Raw genomic sequence first — 16871 nt, forward strand, 5'->3', positions numbered from 1 at the left:
GCCCTAAAGTCGTCCCAGCGGCTGACGGCCCACAGGCAACGCTTTCATGCATCGGCACCAGCGGCGCGGCAACAACGCCGCGCTCCGGCGATCAGCCGGAAACCCGATGCAGGAAGGAAACTCGTGCCCCAAGGCCGGCACCGCAACACGAGAAAAGGGGAAACCCGACTACGAGTCGTCTTAACCTTCGCCAGTGCAGTAGCCGCCCGCGTCCTCGCCGACGCGGTCAGCTCGCACCTCGGCAACCGTTGAGACGTGTAGTCGGATCTCCTGTCCACAACAGTGACCGCACGCGGTCATAGGCGCGCTAGAACCGCGCCACACGTGGGGGTCGCGCAAGGCAGCGTGGCTCCCACGTGCTGTGTCGGCGGCTGCCGTCTATGCACCCGTGCCCTAAGTACACGGATTCATAGAGTTAGGCAACGCCATCGTCAGTACTGTACTGCCCCGCGACCTCCGATCACCTATTAATTTACACACGGAGTCGTGTGTCGATCATCGACCAGATCGGGGCCGCGCACCTCGCGGTCGCCGCACGCGGCTCAACCCCTGGACCAATGGCGGGCAAGTGAAGCGTCGGTGCGCAGGGTCGCGGGCATGCCTGCGTCCACTTCCTCCTGGCCGTGCTGTTCGCCGCAGGGGCAGATGCTCCAGCCGTCCCGTTCGACGCGTACGGCTACCGTCTCGGTGATACCAGCGAGTTCAGTAAGCACGCCGACCGGCAGGTCTGCCCCGTCGGCAGAGACGGAGGACAGCGCTGCTTCGATCTCGGTGGCCAGGTCCAGTGCCTGATCGGCGATGCGCCCGTTGCCGTTCAAACGTGCGTACTTGGCAGCCTGGGCGGCGGCCATCACCAGGCGGCCTGCCACAGGTACGGGCACCGCGACGGTTCGGGCGTCGACTCGGACGGGCCGCACAGAATGTACGTCCTCCGCGCCCTCACGGTTGGGGTCCGAGGCAACGATGATGGCGTCGGCGACGGTCTCAGGCACGACCATATGGATGGCCTCTTCCGGGTCCAGGTTCATGCGCTCGGCGACAGAGCGGACCATCAGCGCCACCACGTCGCGCACCGCCACCGGCTCGACCTCGACGCCGCGCGTCAAGAGCACCGCGCTCGTCTGGGCGACGATCGCCTTGAAGTCCACACTCTGCTGGATGTCCGGCACCACTTCAGCCTACGGCCTCGCTCTTGTCGGGATGCGACAACCCCGACAGCACACCGCAAGACCCCGCGCGCCAGCCACCCGGACACCCGCTCCGACCGCCGGAGGCCCCAGAACGCCGAGAGATATCGACGGGCCACCACAGATCAAGGACCGGCAACGAGCCTCTGCGGCGCGCACCACGCACTCCCCGGGAACGGCCCGTTGTCCTCCGACTGTCCCGATGCGCTCCCCTCGTGCTCCCCTGACCTCCGGAGGCCCCCACCGCCCAGAGCGGCCGGCCTCGCGAAGGCCCGAGGAAAAGGAAAAACCCCAGGTCACGGCGAGTGAGTCCTGGGGTTCTCCGGAGCCGCCTTCGGGATTCGAACCCGAGACCTACGCATTACGAGTGCGTTGCTCTGGCCAACTGAGCTAAGGCGGCTTGCTGCTGTGCGGCCAAGCCTGGCAGCCGCAGCGGGGGAAAGTCTACAGGGTTCCCGGGGGTGGTCGGCACACCCCCGGGGACGCGTTCAGGCGCTGCTCAGGCGCACTTCTCGTGGTCCGGCGGGACCTTGCCCTCCAGCAGGTACGCGTTGACCGCCGAGTCGATGCAGTCCGAGCCCCGGCCGTACGCCGTGTGGCCGTCGCCGTCGTACGTCAGCAGGTGGCCCGAGGAAAGCTGCGAGGCGAGCGAGACGGCCCAGGCGTACGGCGTCGCCGGGTCGCGGATCGTGCCGACCACGAGGATCGGCGCCGCGCCCTGGGCGGTGATCCGCTCGGCGTGCCCGGTGGCGTGCAGCGGCCAGTAGCCGCAGATCAGCGAGGACCAGGCCAGCGTCGTACCGAAGTGCGGGGACGCCTTGCGGAAGGCGGTCAGTACGTGTTCGACGCCGGCCGGCGAGGTGACCGCCGGGGGGAGGTCGAGGCAGTTCACCGCGGCGTTGGCGTACATCAGATTGCTGTACTTACCGGAGGCGTCCCGCTCGTAGTAGCTGTCGGACAGCCGCAGGAGAGGGGCACCGTCTCCCTTGTTCGCGCTGGTCAGCGCCTGGCGGAGGGTGGGCCACGCGGACTCGTCGTACATCGCGGCGATCACACCGGTCGTACCGAGCGACTCGGTGAGGGGACGCGAGCTGCCGGTCTTGAGCGGGTGCGCGTCCAGGGCGCGGAAGAAGGCGTCGAGGCGCTTGCCCGCGTTGTCCACGGACGACGTGCCGAGCGGGCAGCCGGACCGCTTGACGCAGTCCTTCGCGAAGGCGTCGAACGCCACCTCGAAGCCACCGGCCTGGGCGCGGCTGGACTCCAGCGCGTCCACCGACGGGTCCATCGCGCCGTCGAGCACGAGCCGCCCGACGCGCTGCGGGAAGAGCCCGGCGTAGGTGGCGCCGAGGAACGTACCGTACGACTTTCCGACGTACGTCAGCTTCTCGTCGCCGAGCAGGGCGCGCAGGACGTCCATGTCGCGGGCCGAGTCGACCGTGGAGACATGGCCGAGGAGCGCGGCGGACCGCTTGTCGCAGCCGGCCGCGAAGTCCCGGTCGGCCTTGGTCAGCGCGGTGATCTCCCCGGGGTTGTCGGGGGTGGTGTCGACGGCCGTGAACGCGTCCATCTGCTTGTCGCCGAGGCAGTCCACCGGCTCGCTGCGGGCGACTCCGCGCGGGTCGACGGCGACCATGTCGTACCGGCTGGTGACAGGCGCGGGGTAGCCGAGGGCCGCGTACTGGAGGTAGTCGATCGCCGAGCCGCCGGGGCCGCCGGGGTTGACCAGCAGCGAGCCGAGGCGTTTGCCGGGGCCGGCGGCCTTCTTGCGGGCCACCACGAGCTTGAGGTCGTCCGCGGCGACGGGGTGCGCGTAGTCGAGCGGGACCTTCATCGTCGTGCAGTCGAAGCCGGTGGCACCGCAGTCGCGCCAGCTCAGCTTCTGGTCGTAGTACGACGCGAGGTCGGACGGCGTACGGGAGGGCAGCGGCTGGAGCGAGGCCGTGGCGGTGTCCGCGACGGCGCTGGTGGGGACCGGGGAGGACGCCGCGGCCTTGTGACCGCCCCCTCCGGAGGTGCATGCGGACAGCAGCAGTCCGGCCACCGCGCACACGGTGGCCGGGATGCGGAGCAGGCGCTTGGAATGCATCGGCGGCTCGGGTCCTCCCGTCGGGTGACTGCGAGCGTATCGGCCGGGGACGGCCGGTGATCGACAATACTGTCGCCTTTTGAGTGATTTACGAGACTACGGTCGGATTTTCGCGTGAGCGGGCGTGGACGTGGCGGCCGCCGGGGTCGGGGAGGCGGCTGGGGAGGCGGCCGGGTGCGTGGGCGGGTGCGTGGCCGTACGGTGCGTCGGTGACGGCTCAATGGACGGCTTCGGGGTCGGCCGCAGAGTGGGTCGCGAAGTCGGCCGCGGACTCGGGCGCGAAGTCGGCCGCGGACTCGGGCGCGGACTCGATCGCGAAGTCCGCTCCGAGGCCGACGGCTTCACGGCCGGCGCGGCCCCCGAAGCCGGCGCCGTAACCCGCCCAGGAGCCGCGGCATGCGCCGCCCCCGCAGCCGTCGCCGCCCCCGCAGCAACCGAAGCCGAAGGCGCGCCCGCCCCCACCCCGACCCCCGACCCTGCCCTCGACCCCGCCCCCGCCGGCCCGTCCAGCTTCTCCGTCAGATACCCCGCGACCAGCGCGAACAGCTGCCGCCGCCCCTCGACGCCGTCGACGATCCGCACCTCGTCCCCGTGCGGGTGCAGCGCCTCCCGCAGCCGCCGGGCAGAGGCCCGCGGCCCGCTCTCACCGGCGGTCGCCGCGAGAAGCAGCGAGGGACGCGGGCCGGCGGTGGCCGCGAACGGCGGATACGTACCGGAGATCCCGGCCCCGGCCACGAAGCGCGACGGATTGGCCAACGCCTCCCGTACGGCGCACGGCGCCTGCGGGCCGAGGCCGATCACCGCGCGGGCGGTACGCGCGGTCAGGGCGCGGAACAGCCGGGCCGTCTCGGCCAGTACGGCCGACGGGTCGCGACCGCACTCCGGCGGCATGACCACGAGGAACGGGTCGGCCCGACCGCGTTGGGCCTGGAGGGCGAAGCCGCTGTAGAGGTCCCGGGCGCCCCCGGCCACATGCGCGACGACCACCGGATAGGCGACGCCCGCGGCGTGCGCGGAGTCGTAGTGCGGGGGCAGCCAGACCTGGGTGCCGTCCAGCAGGACCTCCAGGGTGCCGCCCGAGGGGTGGCCGAGGGTACGCATCTCGGGCGGCGGCGGGGCCGGTTCGGGCGTACGCGGCGGCGGGGGCGGCGGCGCGGGTTCGGCCGACCGGACGGCGGCGACCGTACGCGGCGCGGGGGCGGAGTGCAGCAGCGGTACGGCCAGCCCGACGGCGACCAGCGCGGCCGCCCCGGAACCGCAGAACCGCAGGATGGTGCCGAGCCGGTCCTCGGTGAGTTCGTACGGGCGCCCGGACCGCTGGAGGTGCCAGTGCCGCAGAGCCCGCAGCGTGAGAAGGACGGCGGCGCCGGCGGCCAGGAGCAGCAATACGGTCAGTACGGCGTCGGCCACGGCGGCAACCCCTCGGGACGGCTGCGGCCCCGCGGGGACAGGGACGGACGGCGGGGGCGCTTGCCTGCACCTTGCAACGGGACCCGCGCGGCGGCCGGGAGCCGTTACCGTCGCGGGCCCGTGATCACCCGAAGGCACCAGCGGCGGCGCCCGACCGTACGGTCCGCCCAGCCGCCCACGTCAACAGAACCGCGTCAACAGAACCGCGTCACCCGGCGGCCCGCGTCACCCGGCCGTACGACTCACCCCGCCCGCAGCGCGAGCGCCATGGCCTCGACGGCGAGCAGAGGGGCGACGTTGCGGTCCAGGGCGTCGCGGCAGGCGAGCACCGCCTCGATGCGGCGCAGACTCTGCTCGGGCCGGGAGGAACGCGCGATCTGCTCGATACCCTCCAGGGCCTCGGTGTTGGCGACGCGGTCCGCGGAGGCGCCGAACTGCACCGAGAGCACATCGCGGTAGAAGGCGGCGAGGTCGGTCAGCGCGAGGTCGAGGGTGTCGCGCTGGGTACGGGTGGAACGGCGTTTCTGCCGGTCGGCGAGGTCCTTCATGGCGCCGGCCGTACCGCGCGGCATACGGCTGCCCGCGCCGGCCGCGGCGCCGAGGGCCGCGCGCATCTCCTCGGTCTCCTTGCCGTCGACCTCCTCCGCGACGGCCTTCGCGTCCTCGGAGGCGGCGTCCACCAGCTCCTGGGCGGCCCGCAGACAGCCGCCGACGTCCGCGACCCGCAGCGGGAGCCGCAGTACGGTCGCGCGGCGGGTACGGGCGGACTCGTCCGTCGCCAGCCGGCGGGCGCGGCCGATGTGGCCCTGGGTGGCGCGGGCGACGCGGGCGGCCAGGCCGGGTTCGATGCCGTCCCTGCGGGTCAGCACGTCGGCGACCGCCTCGGCGGAGGGGGTGCGCAGGGTCAGCAGCCGGCAGCGGGAACGGATGGTCGGCAGCGCGTCCTCGACGGAGGGGGTGCACAGCAGCCACACCGTACGGGGGGCGGGCTCCTCGACCGCCTTGAGCAGGACGTTCGCGGCGCCCTCGGTCAGCCGGTCGGCGTCCTCCAGGATGATCACCTGCCAGCGGCCGCCGGCCGGTGACATCGAGGCGCGGCGGACGAGGTCGCGGGTGTCCTTCACGCCGATCGACAGCAGGTCGGTACGGACGGTCTCCACGTCGGCGTGCGTGCCGATCAGGGTGGTGTGGCAGCCGTCGCAGAAGCCGCAGCCGGGCGGGGCGCCGAGGGCCTTGTCGGGGCTGACGCACTGGAGGGCTGCCGCGAAGGCCCTGGCGGCGGTGGAGCGCCCCGAGCCGGGCGGGCCCGTGAAGAGCCAGGCGTGGGTCATCCGGGACCCTCCGCCGAGGGCCGCGCCGGGCGTGACCAGGGTGTTGGCGTCCTCGGCGGCGGCGGAGAGCTCCGCCACGACGCGGGGTTGGCCGACGACGTCGTCCCATACGGGCATCTCGTACGACCTCGCTTCTCGTGGTTCCGCGGTCCCCCCATTCTGCCCCCTGCCTGTGACACCCCTCCCTATGACGCCCGGGACGACGTGACGCCCGGCCCGACCTCGCAGCTCCTAGAGGGACAGGCGCTGGACGCCGCTGCCCACCGCCCGGCGCGAGACCCCCTCCGATCCCGTCCAGCAGGAGCCCCTGCGGCCCATCAGCCGCCGCAGCCACAGCTCCGTCGCGATGACCTCGCCCAGCCCGTCGATCGACACGGGCTCCCCCGAGGCCGCGCCACGGAGCGCCGCCCGTACCACCCGCGCGTCGACCAGGCCCGCGTCGGCCAGCAGGGGCGCGTCGAAGAGATCGAGCAGGGGGCCGAGGGACGCGCGCAGTCCCACCCGCGCGGCGGCGAAATCCGCGGATGCCGCCGAACTCGCCCCCCACCCCGCGGGCAGCTCCCGTACGCCCGCCCCCTCCAGTACGTCCCGCAGCACGTCCGCGCGGGCGCCGGGCCGTACCCGAAGGGCGCCGGGCAGCGCGCGGCAGGCGCGGACCACCTGGTTGTCGAGGAAGGGCGCGTGCAGCCGCTGGCTGGGGACGGCCGCGGCCTGTTCGAAGACCCGGTAGTCGGCCGCGTGCCGGGCGAGCGCGGCGCGGGCGCGGCGCTCGCCGGGACGTTCCAGCGGCCAGGGCCGCCGCGCCGCGTCCTGGAGGCGAACCGATACTTCGGCCAGCGCCTCCCCGGTCAGCCACCGCGCGGCCGGGCCCGGCCGCACCCAGGCCATCGCGGCGAGCGAGGCGGACAGCGGCCCGCCGCCGGAGCCCGAGCCGCCGAAGTCGTTGCGCAGCAGCCGCGCGGCCACGTCCTCCACACCCTGCTGGTACGGCGTCCGCGCGAGCCGGCGGGCCGCGCGGTAGACGGTGAGCGGCACGGTGAAGGGCACGAGCACCGAGCGGCCGCCGGCCCCGTCCGCCCGGGTCAGCGCGGCCACCGGACGGACCAGATGGCGCCGGCGGCGGTCCATGAGCAGATCGGCCAGCCGCGCCGGGTGCGCGTCGAGCACCTGCCGGGCGCCGTAGCCGATCAGGTGGTCGGCGCCGCCGGCCGCGAGCCGACGGCGGTGGCGTTCGGCCACGATCAGCGAGGGCCCCGGCTCGTCGGTGAGCGCGCCGAGCCCGCCCGCGATCAGGTCGGCGTAGGGCAGCGCCTCCGCGCCGCCGGGGACGACGACATGCCGCAGCCGCGGATCGGTGGCCATCAGCCGGGCCCGCTCCAACTCGGCCTCGCGGGAGGGGAGTCCGCCGCCGACGAGATCGTTGAAGGTGACCGCGAGCAGCCGTTCGCCGGCCAGCGAGCCGGGGGCGCCCGGCAGGGTGCCCGGCATTCCGGGCAGCCCGGCGGCCAGCAGCGCGAGCGTCGCGGAGGCACTGCCGCCCGACAGGTCCGCGCCGATCCCCGGCGCGGGCGCCTCGTCCGGGTCGGGCACGAACCGCGGCTGCGCGAGCCGCGCCCGTACCGCCTCGACCAGCGCGTCCCGTACGCCGTCGACGGCCGCCTCCGAGTCGGCGGCGTTGCCGGTCTGGTGCCCGACGGCCAGCGACGCGGTCGGCTCGTAGCCGGTGACCTCGGGCGCGCCGTCGCGCAGGATCAGCGCGTGGCCGGGCGGCACCCGCCGTACGCCGAGGTAGGGCGTGCCGTCCAGCAGCGCCTCGGGCGCGTCCGGGCAGGCCAGGGTCGCGGCGAGGTGGGTGACGTCGAGGCCGGCCTCGATCAGGTCGGCCAGCGGCAGTGCGGCCGTGGCGTAGGCCGTACCGCCCGACCAGCGGGTGTGGAAGACCGGCCGGGCGCCCGCGAGGTCGCCCAGCACCGTGATCCGGCGGCCGAGTTGGAGTACGGCGGTGTAACTGCCCGACCAGGCGGTCACATGGCGCAGCGCCCCGCCGCGGGCCGCGACCAGCCCGAGCCGCAGCTCCGCGTCGCTGGCCCCGCAGCGGCCGAGAACGGCCAGCCGGGCCACGCCGTTCGCGCCTGACCCGGTGAAGTGGCCTGATCCACGGCCTTGTTGACCGTATGAACCGTATGAATCGCCATACGGATCGTCGTACGAGCGGCCGTTCGTGTACCCGCCGCGGGTGTACGCGCCGCCGCCGTAGGCGCTCCCGTCGCCGTACGCCGAGCCTCCGTTGGCGCCGCCCCTGGCGTAGGCCGCGCCGGCGCCCGCCGGGTCGGCGTGCACGATCCGTACCTCGTCGGGCCGCCAGTCGCCGACCACCCACAGCGGATCGGGGTCACCCCACAGCAACTGGGCGCCGACGGGCTGGAGCGTGCGGGAACCGAACCCGGGCACGGGACCCACGGCGGCACTGCTCCACCCCACCAACCACCGCATCGCCGCCTCCACAGGCTGTGGACAGCCGATGCGGGTACGACTCGACACAACCGCCGCTCGCCCCGCCTCGCCGCCACGTGTCTGACGTCCGGAAGACCATGCTGCCACGTGGAAGCGCGCTGAGAGGCGCATGGGTGCACCAAGGGGCGCCGGGTCGCGCGCCGGAGGCGGGCGGGAAACGCTCATGAGACGAAACGTCTGATTCGCGCCAAAGTCTGCGGCACATGCCGCAGTTGATATGCCGCCGTCGAACCCCGGGACGATCACGGGTCCAACTGCGCCTGGGGGATGGGACTTTGTGGGGAACGATGGAGGGATTCAACGGCCCGGGAGACGTATGCGGCCTCCCGGGCCGGTCCGCCACCCGCGGGGATTGTGGCAGCGGAACCCCCTGGCCCGCCCATCCCCGCCATAGCCGCCTGCCGGGGCCACGGGCCGACCCACTCGCCCCATGCAAGCGCCGCCGTGCGGAACGGCACAGAGCGCACGGCCGGGCGCACGGCCACATATACCGGGAGCACACGCCGGATCGCGCGCGCGGCGCTCCTGGAGCACCCCCGAGCATGGGGCCTGTTTCCGGCCATCCGGCACAAGCCTCTTAACGGTCGGGATGCGGCGAACTACGCTGGGTGTACCCGGTTCGCACCTGTACGCGCGGCTCGGGTGTCCGGCACATGCACCGAGGTGGCCGTGAGGCGGCTCCCTCAGTGGCTGAATCGGACTCCAGGGGAGGGCGACCCCCGTACCCCATGACATCACCAGGCCGGGCCGGCCTGCCCCCAGCGGCATCACGAGGTGAACCGCAGTGAACAGAGAACACCGCGGGCCGAACGAGAAACTCGGAACCCTTCTCGCCATGGCGGGCATCAGCAACGCCGGACTCGCCCGCAGGGTCAACGACCTGGGCGCGCAACGCGGTCTGACGCTGCGTTATGACAAGACATCGGTCGCCCGCTGGGTGACCAAGGGCATGGTCCCGCAGGGCGCCGCGCCCCATCTGATAGCGGCCGCGATCGGCAGCAAGCTCGGCCGGCCGGTGCCCCTGCACGAGATAGGTCTGGCCGACGCCGATCCGGCGCCCGAGGTCGGTCTCGCCTTCCCCCGGGACGTCGGCGAGGCGGTGAAATCGGCCACCGATCTGTGGCGGCTCGACCTCGCCGGGCGGCGCGGGCCCGGCGGCGGGGGCATCTGGCAGAGCTTGGCCGGATCTTTCGCAGTCAGCGCTTACGTCACTCCGGCCTCTCGCTGGCTGATCACTCCGGCCGACGCCACGGTGGCCCGTGACGCGCCCGCCCCCGGTATGGCGCACGTCGGGCACACCGATGTGTCCAAGCTGCGGGAGGCCGCCGAGGACGCCCGCCGCTGGGACTCCAAGTACGGTGGCGGCGACTGGCGTTCGGGCATGGTCCCGGAGTGTCTGCGGGTGGAGGCGGCGCCCCTGCTGCTGGGCTCGTACAGCGACGACGTGGGCCGCGCGCTGTTCGGCGCGACCGCCGAACTCACCCGGCTCGCCGGGTGGATGGCCTTCGACACCGGGCAACAGGAGGCCGCCCAGCGGTACTACATCCAGGCGCTGCGCCTTGCCCGCGCGGCCGCGGATGTCCCCCTGGGCGGGTACGTCCTGGCATCGATGTCGCTTCAGGCCACCTACCGCAACTTCGCCGACGAGGGCGTCGATCTCGCCCAGGCCGCGCTGGAGCGCAACCGGGGCCTGGCCACCGCGCGCACGATGAGCTTCTTCCACCTGGTCGAGGCCCGCGCGCACGCGAAGGCCGGCGAGGCCGCGGCCTGCGGAGCGTCCCTCGCGGCGGCGGAAGCGCTGCTGGAACGTTCCCGCGAGGGCGACGCCGATCCGAGCTGGCTCGGCTTCTACTCCTACGACCGGCTCGCCGCCGACGCCGCCGAGTGCTACCGCGACCTGCGGATACCGCGTCAGGTGCAGCGCTTCACCGAACAGGCGCTGGCCCGGCCGACCGAGGAGTTCGTACGCTCCCACGGGCTGCGGCTGGTGGTCTCCGCGGTCGCCGAGCTGGAGTCAGGCAATCTGGACGCGTGCTGCGCGGCGGGCGTCAAGGCCGTCGAGGTCGCGGGGCGGATCTCCTCGGCCCGCACGACGGAGTACGTGCGCGACCTCCTGCACCGGCTGGAGCCGTACAACGACGAGCCCCGCGTCCTCGAACTGCGGGAACGGGCCCGGCCGTTGCTGGCGGCGCCTGCGTAAGGGCTCCGGCGCAAGGGCCCTGGCGCCAAGGGCCCCGGCGCGAGGGGCCGGCACGGGCACCCGGTCCGCGCGTCCGGGGCCGGGACCCCGCGTCCCGGTCCGGGCGCGTGCCCGTATCGGGACGCGCGCCCGCGTGATTCGCCCCCGTCCGGCGTTTGAGGGCCGCCGGACCGGGGGAGGCCCACCCAAATCAGCAGCCCGCACGGTGTTCGAGGACGCCCCGGGCCCCACGGAGGAGCCGCACCGATGCCCCGCCCCGCTACGGACGTCACTGTGATCGGCGCGGGCATCGTCGGCCTCGCGACGGCCTACGCCCTCGTCCGGCAGTCCCCGGGCCTCGGCGTCACCGTGATCGAGAAGGAGGACGGCCCGGCCCGCCACCAGACGGGCCGCAACAGCGGCGTCATCCACAGCGGTATCTACTACCGCCCCGGCTCCTTCAAGGCGCGTTACGCCCTCGCGGGCTCCGCCGAGACCCCGAAGTTCTGCGCCGAGCACGGCATCCCGTACGAGATCACCGGCAAGCTGATCGTCGCCACGACCCCGGCCGAACTGCCGCGGCTGCACGCCCTCGTCGTCCGCGGCCGTGAACACGGGCTCACCGTCAAGGAGTTGGGCCGGGCCCAGATCGCCGCCCACGAGCCCGAGGTGGCCGGTCTCGCCGCGATCCACGTCGCCTCCACCGGCATCTGCGACTTCCCCGCGATCACCCGCGCCCTCGCCCGCCTGGTCGAGGACGCCGGCGGCACGATCGTCCACGGGCGGCGGATCACCGCGATCGACCGGGCCGACGACGGCACGGTCGTCCTGCGCTCCGCCGAAGGCACGCCGTACCGCACCCGTGTCCTGGTCAACTGCGCGGGCCTGCACAGCGATCGCGTCGCGCGTCTGGCGGGCCATGACCCGGGCATGCGGATCATCCCGTTCCGCGGTGAGTTCTACGAGCTGACACCGGCCCGCCGCGGTCTGGTCCGCGGCCTGGTCTACCCGGTGCCCGACCCGGACTTCCCCTTCCTCGGCGTCCACCTCACCCGGGACGTCCACGGCGGGGTCCACCTCGGCCCGAACGCCGTGCCCGCGCTGGCCCGCGAGGGCTACCGGCGCCGTACCGTACGGCTGCGCGACCTCGCCGACACCGTCGCCTTCCCCGGCACCTGGCGGATCGCCCGACGGCACTGGCGCCAGGAGACCGGCGAGATCCGCCGCTCGCTGTCCAAGCGCGCCTTCACCGCCGACGCCCGCCGACTGCTGCCAGCCCTGCGCGCGGCGGACCTGATCCCGGCGCCCGCGGGCGTACGGGCCCAGGCGGTGCTGCCCAACGGCACCCTGGTCGACGACTTCCTCTTCGCCGGCGCCGGCCCCTTCGTCCATGTGCTCAACGCCCCCTCCCCCGCCGCGACCGCCGCGCTCCCCATCGGCCGCGAGATCGCCCGCCGCGCGCTGGAGGCCCTGGCCGGCGCCGAGTGACCCGCGGCCGGGGGGACCCCGGCCCACTCCGGCCCCGGAACCCCGCGCGGACCGCGGAACCCCGCGCGGACCGCGGGAACCCGCCCGCGCGGCCTCCCCACGGCGGCCCCGTAGAATCGACGGCATTGTGTCCAGCTCATCCCTCGCCCCCGGCGCCAAGTTCCCCGCAGGCCCCGCGCCCGACCCCGCCGGGTCGCGCGGCGAGCACCGCATCCGTTCCTTCCACGCCCGGCGCGGCCGGATCACGCAGGCCCAGGCCGCCGCGATCGACCGGCACTGGGCGGCGTGGGGTGTGGAGCTGGACGGTTCGCCGCTCGATCCGGCCGCGCTCTTCGGGTCGCAGGAGATGCCCGTCGTGCTGGAGATCGGCTTCGGGATGGGCGACGCGACCGCCGCGATGGCGGCGGCCGACCCCACGACCGGCATCCTCGCGGTGGACGTGCACACCCCCGGCCAGGGCAATCTGCTCGCGCTCACGGACCGCGGCGGCCTGACCAACGTACGGATCGCCAACGGCGACGCGATCGTGCTGCTGCGCGACATGCTCCGGCCCGCCAGCCTCGACGGGCTGCGGGTGTACTTCCCCGACCCCTGGCCCAAGGCCAAGCACCACAAGCGGCGGCTGATCCAGCCGTCCTTCCTGGCGATGGTCACCCCGCTGCTGCGGCCGGGCGCGCTGGTGCACTGCGCGACGGACTGGGAGCCGTACGCGGAGCAGATGCTGGAGGTGCTGAGCGCGGCGCCGGACCTGGTCAACCGCTGCGGTGACGGCTTCGCGCCCCGGCCGGACTTCCGCCCGATGACGAAGTTCGAACGGCAGGGGCTGGCCAAGGGCCATGTGGTCCGCGATCTCCTCTTCGTACGGACCTGATCCTTTTCCGCGCCCGCGCCCGCGTCCGCGTCCGTATCCGTTTCCGCGGCCTCGGTGCCCCCGTCCGGCGGTCGGCGCGCGGTCCCCGTCTGACCTCGCCGAACCTCTCGCGTACCCCCACCCGGCCCCCGTACTGTCGACAAGGTGTCCACGTACTCGTACCCGTCCGCGCCCGGCTCGCCGGACGAGCAGGTGACCGCCGCCGAGCAGGTGACCGCCGCCGAGCCGACCACCGTGCACTACGCGCCGCGGCGGCCCTTCTGGGAGAGCCGGGGGGTACGGACGGGGGCGCTCTTCACCGCGCTGGCGGTCTGCGGTGTGGTCATCCTCGCGGTGCTGCGCAAGCACATCGGCACGGAGCCCTTCCTGGTCGGGATGGCGCTCGCGGTGCTGCCGGTGCCACTGCTGGTCACGGCGTTCCTGTGGCTGGACCGGGTGGCGCCGACCCCCTGGCAGAACGTGGTCTTCGCCTTCTGCTGGGGCGCCTGCGCGGCCACTCTGGTCGCGCTGTTCGCCAATGAGTACGGGACGAAGCTGCTGGTCACGACGTTCTCCGGTACGGACACGCAGTCCGACCAGTGGGGGGCGACCTTCGTGGCGCCGCTGGTCGAGGAGACCGCCAAGGGCACCGCGATCCTGCTGCTCTTCCTCTTCCGGCGCCGCCACTTCGAGTCGGTGCTCGACGGGATCGTGGTCAGCGGGCTGGTGGCGACCGGGTTCGCGTTCACCGAGAACGTCCTCTACCTCGGCACCGCGTTCAGCGAGGACAAGGCGCTCGGGTCGGCCACGCTGGGCTCGACCACGGTGGCGACCTTCATCGTCCGGGGGCTGATGACGCCCTTCGCGCACCCGCTCTTCACCTCGATGACCGGCATCGGCTTCGCGCTCGCGGCCACCGTACGGCCCGGCCGCCACTGGCGCTGGCGCTGGACGCTCCCGCTGGCCGGCTGGCTGCTCGCGATGACCCTGCACGGCACGTGGAACGGCTCCTCGCGCTCCCCCGTGGTCTTTCTGACGGTGTACGTGTCCGTGATGATCCCCGCCTTCGGCCTGGTGCTGTGGCTGGCCTTCTGGGCCAGGTCGGCCCAACTGCGCACGATCCGTACGCATCTGCCGGCGTACGCGCGGGCCGGGTGGATCGGGGTGACCGAGCCGTACGCGCTCGGGTCGATGAAGGTCCGCGCCGAGGCCCGGCGGGAGGCCCGGCGCTTCCACGGCGAGGCGGCGGCGCGGGCCGTACGGGACTACATCGCGTTCGCGACGCACCTGGCGTTTCTGCGGGGAGCGGCGACGAAGGGGGCGCCCGAGCCGGATTTCGCGGCGCGGGAGGCGGAGTTGCTGGGGAATCTCTGGCACCGCAAGGAGTGGGCTCGGCCGGCGCTGGCGGCCGCGGCGCGGACCGAGGAGGGGTGGGGACCGGTGCCGGCGTGGGGGGTGTCGGTGCCTTGGGGCGCGCCGCCGGCTTGGGGCGCGCGGGGGCCTTGGGGGGCGCCGCCGCCGGTCTGGGGTGCGCCCGGGTGGGGACCGGGCGGAGTGCCTGCGCAGCGGCCGGTGCCGTACGGCCCGACTCCGACGTGGACGGCTCCGGGCCCGAAGCACCTCTAGCGGCTCGCGCCCCCGCCGTCCCGCGCGCGTCTGTAGGAGGATGGACTCATGGACTACGAGCGCATCCGTGCCGTCGCCAAGGAACTCGCCAAGCACACTCCGGACACCGTGCGCGGGTACGAGATCAGTGGCGACGAGATCGTCATGATGATGTCCCCGTCGAGGCCGCACGAATTCATCGCGCTGCGCATCCGCCAGGAGCTGGACCGGCAGCTCGATGCCTCCCTCGTCGCTCACACGGGCGGAGAGGTCGAGGACGCCTCGCTCGGCAAGCTGCGCCGTCCTGATGTGATTGTCGTTCCTTATGCCGTCTTCGCCGAGGAGACGATGGACCCCTTCCACCCCGATGACGTCGCTCTGGTCGTCGAAGTGGTGTCGCCCTCGAACCACACCAACGACTACGTCGAGAAGGTCCACGACTATTCGGCGATGGGCATCCAGCACTACCTTCTCGTCGACCCCCGCAAGAGCACACTCAGCGCCTTCAGCGACCCGGGGCCCGGGCCTGACGGCGCTCGTTACCGCGGGCGGCACGACTACGTCTTCGGCGATCGCGTCGCCGTGGGCCCCTGGGTCCTCGCAACCGGCGACCTGCGCCCGTACCCCCGCCCGGCCTGAGCCCCGGAGGCCGCCGGTCGCCCGGCGGCGGACATCCGGCGAGGCTTCGGCACGCGCCCATGTGACGGGTCGCCACCTGGGGTTGGGCGCGCATCCCCAACTCCCCTGATCCGTACAGCTCGTACGGAACCGCGGCGACACAACGTGCCCCAACTCGCCCCCGCGACAAGCACATAGGTCTGAACGTAATACTGGGCCGGGGAACATCCGTGTGAGCAAGTGGGGGGCAAGGACCGATGGTGAACGCCAAGCGCGGGGCCGCGGCGGGGGTGACCGCGGCCGGGGTCGCGCTGGCACTGGCGCTGACCGCCTGTCAGGGGACGGGCGACAAGCACGACGACGGCGCGGACGGCCAGGGCGGCGCGACGGTCGCCGCCGAACCCGTCGGGCATGTCCCAGGGCCGACGCAGACACCCTCGTGGGACGGCAAGACCCGGGTGATCGGCGACGGTTCCACCTCGTACACCGGGCCGCAGCCCCACCAGCCGAAGCCCCAGAAGCTCAAACCCGGCCAGAAACCACCGCAGTTCGTGGTCTTCTCCTGGGACGGCGCGCTGGAGAACGACGACCACTTCTTCTCCCGCTTCCGCGAGCTGGCCAAGGAGAACAACGCCAACATGACGTTCTTCCTCAGCGGCATCTACCTGCTGCCGAAGGAGAAGTCCACGCTCTACCACGCCCCCGAGCACAACCCGGGCGACTCCGCCATCGACTTCCCCACCGCCGAGCACGTCAAGTGGACGCTGGAACAACTGCGGTTGGCCTGGGAGGAGGGCGACGAGATCGGCACCCACTTCAACGGGCACTTCTGCGCCCCGGACAAGGGCGCCGGCATCGACTGGAGCACCCAGGAGTGGAAGAGCGAGATAGCCCAGGCGTACTCGTTCGTCCAGAACTGGAAGACGAACACCGGCTTCACGGACATCCCGCCGCTGCCCTTCGACTACGACCAGGAGCTGGTCGGCGGCCGCGCGCCCTGCCTCGAAGGCCAGAAGAACCTGCTGCCCGCCGCCAAGTCGCTCGGCTGGCGCTACGACGCCAGCTCGCCCGGCGACTTCCAGCTGTGGCCGGCCAAGCTCGACGGGGTGTGGAACTTCCCGCTGGAGCTGATGCCGTACCCGAACAAGAACTTCCAAGTCCTGTCCATGGACTTCAACTTCCTCTACAACCAGTCCGGCGGTGACGTCACCGAGGGCGACCCGGCGATGTACCCGGCCTGGGAGAAGGAGACCCGGCAGGGCTACCTCAACGGCTTCGAGCGCGTCTACAACGGCAGCCGGGCCCCGCTGTTCATCGGCAACCACTTCGAGACCTGGAACGGCGGCATCTACATGCAGGCCATCGAGGACGTGGTGAAGGACGTGTGCAAGCGGGACGGGGTGCGCTGCGTGTCGTTCAAGGAGCTGTGCGACTGGCTGGACGTCCAGGACCCGGCCGTACTGGCGAAGTTGCGCAATCTGGACCCGAGCGAGTCGCCGGACTGGGCGACGTTCCTCAAGAAGTAGCGCCGGGGGCAAGGGAGTTCGGGCCCCCGACGCTCACGCGGGCGTCACGGCGGCGGGCGTCATCCGAGTCCGCGGGC

General features: G+C 73.0%; 11 protein-coding genes and 1 tRNA gene. 6 read left to right on the forward strand and 6 right to left on the reverse strand.

What is annotated here, in order from left to right; genetic code table 11:
- Positions 1-542: 542 nt before the first annotated feature.
- The 6 genes from OHA30_RS14540 to OHA30_RS14565 all read right to left on the reverse strand — a co-directional run bounded on the left by OHA30_RS14540 (position 543) and on the right by OHA30_RS14565 (position 8507).
- On the reverse strand, positions 543-1169 hold the full coding sequence (locus OHA30_RS14540; protein WP_328914260.1) for a hypothetical protein: 627 nt from the start codon (positions 1167-1169) through the stop codon (positions 543-545).
- A gap of 344 nt (positions 1170-1513) precedes the next feature.
- Positions 1514-1587, reverse strand: a tRNA-Thr gene (locus tag OHA30_RS14545).
- A 99-nt stretch (positions 1588-1686) separates the two neighbouring features.
- Positions 1687-3273: an alpha/beta hydrolase gene (locus OHA30_RS14550; RefSeq protein ID WP_328914261.1), complete on the reverse strand. Its 1587-nt coding sequence runs from the start codon at positions 3271-3273 to the stop codon at positions 1687-1689.
- A 96-nt stretch (positions 3274-3369) separates the two neighbouring features.
- Complete coding sequence (locus tag OHA30_RS14555; protein WP_328914262.1) at positions 3370-4683, reverse strand: hypothetical protein; 1314 nt, start codon at positions 4681-4683, stop codon at positions 3370-3372.
- A 242-nt stretch (positions 4684-4925) separates the two neighbouring features.
- The gene (locus OHA30_RS14560) at positions 4926-6131 is read right to left on the reverse strand and encodes a DNA polymerase III subunit delta' (protein WP_328914263.1); all 1206 of its coding nucleotides are present in this window, start codon (positions 6129-6131) and stop codon (positions 4926-4928) included.
- A 114-nt stretch (positions 6132-6245) separates the two neighbouring features.
- A complete protein-coding gene (locus OHA30_RS14565; RefSeq protein ID WP_328914264.1) occupies positions 6246-8507 on the reverse strand; it encodes an asparagine synthase-related protein in 2262 nt (753 codons plus the stop codon).
- Between the two features lie 805 nt (positions 8508-9312).
- Here OHA30_RS14565 and OHA30_RS14570 point away from each other — a divergent pair.
- The 6 genes from OHA30_RS14570 to OHA30_RS14595 all read left to right on the forward strand — a co-directional run bounded on the left by OHA30_RS14570 (position 9313) and on the right by OHA30_RS14595 (position 16794).
- The gene (locus OHA30_RS14570) at positions 9313-10728 is read left to right on the forward strand and encodes an MFS transporter (protein WP_328914265.1); all 1416 of its coding nucleotides are present in this window, start codon (positions 9313-9315) and stop codon (positions 10726-10728) included.
- A 246-nt stretch (positions 10729-10974) separates the two neighbouring features.
- On the forward strand, positions 10975-12195 hold the full coding sequence (gene lhgO / locus OHA30_RS14575) for an L-2-hydroxyglutarate oxidase (protein ID WP_328914266.1): 1221 nt from the start codon (positions 10975-10977) through the stop codon (positions 12193-12195).
- Positions 12098-13066 (forward strand): tRNA (guanosine(46)-N7)-methyltransferase TrmB, encoded by a 969-nt coding sequence (trmB, locus tag OHA30_RS14580; RefSeq protein WP_405785584.1) that lies wholly within the window; start codon positions 12098-12100, stop codon positions 13064-13066. The genes lhgO and trmB overlap by 98 nt, the downstream gene beginning before the upstream one ends.
- 144 nt (positions 13067-13210) lie before the next feature.
- Positions 13211-14671: a PrsW family intramembrane metalloprotease gene (locus tag OHA30_RS14585; protein WP_328914268.1), complete on the forward strand. Its 1461-nt coding sequence runs from the start codon at positions 13211-13213 to the stop codon at positions 14669-14671.
- A 48-nt stretch (positions 14672-14719) separates the two neighbouring features.
- On the forward strand, positions 14720-15289 hold the full coding sequence (locus OHA30_RS14590; RefSeq protein WP_328914269.1) for a Uma2 family endonuclease: 570 nt from the start codon (positions 14720-14722) through the stop codon (positions 15287-15289).
- A 236-nt stretch (positions 15290-15525) separates the two neighbouring features.
- Positions 15526-16794, forward strand: a complete 1269-nt coding sequence (locus OHA30_RS14595) for a hypothetical protein (RefSeq protein ID WP_328914270.1) — start codon at positions 15526-15528, stop codon at positions 16792-16794.
- Positions 16795-16871: the final 77 nt, after the last annotated feature.

The sequence above is a fragment of the Streptomyces sp. NBC_00223 genome (assembly GCF_036199905.1).
Lineage (GTDB): Bacteria > Actinomycetota > Actinomycetes > Streptomycetales > Streptomycetaceae > Actinacidiphila.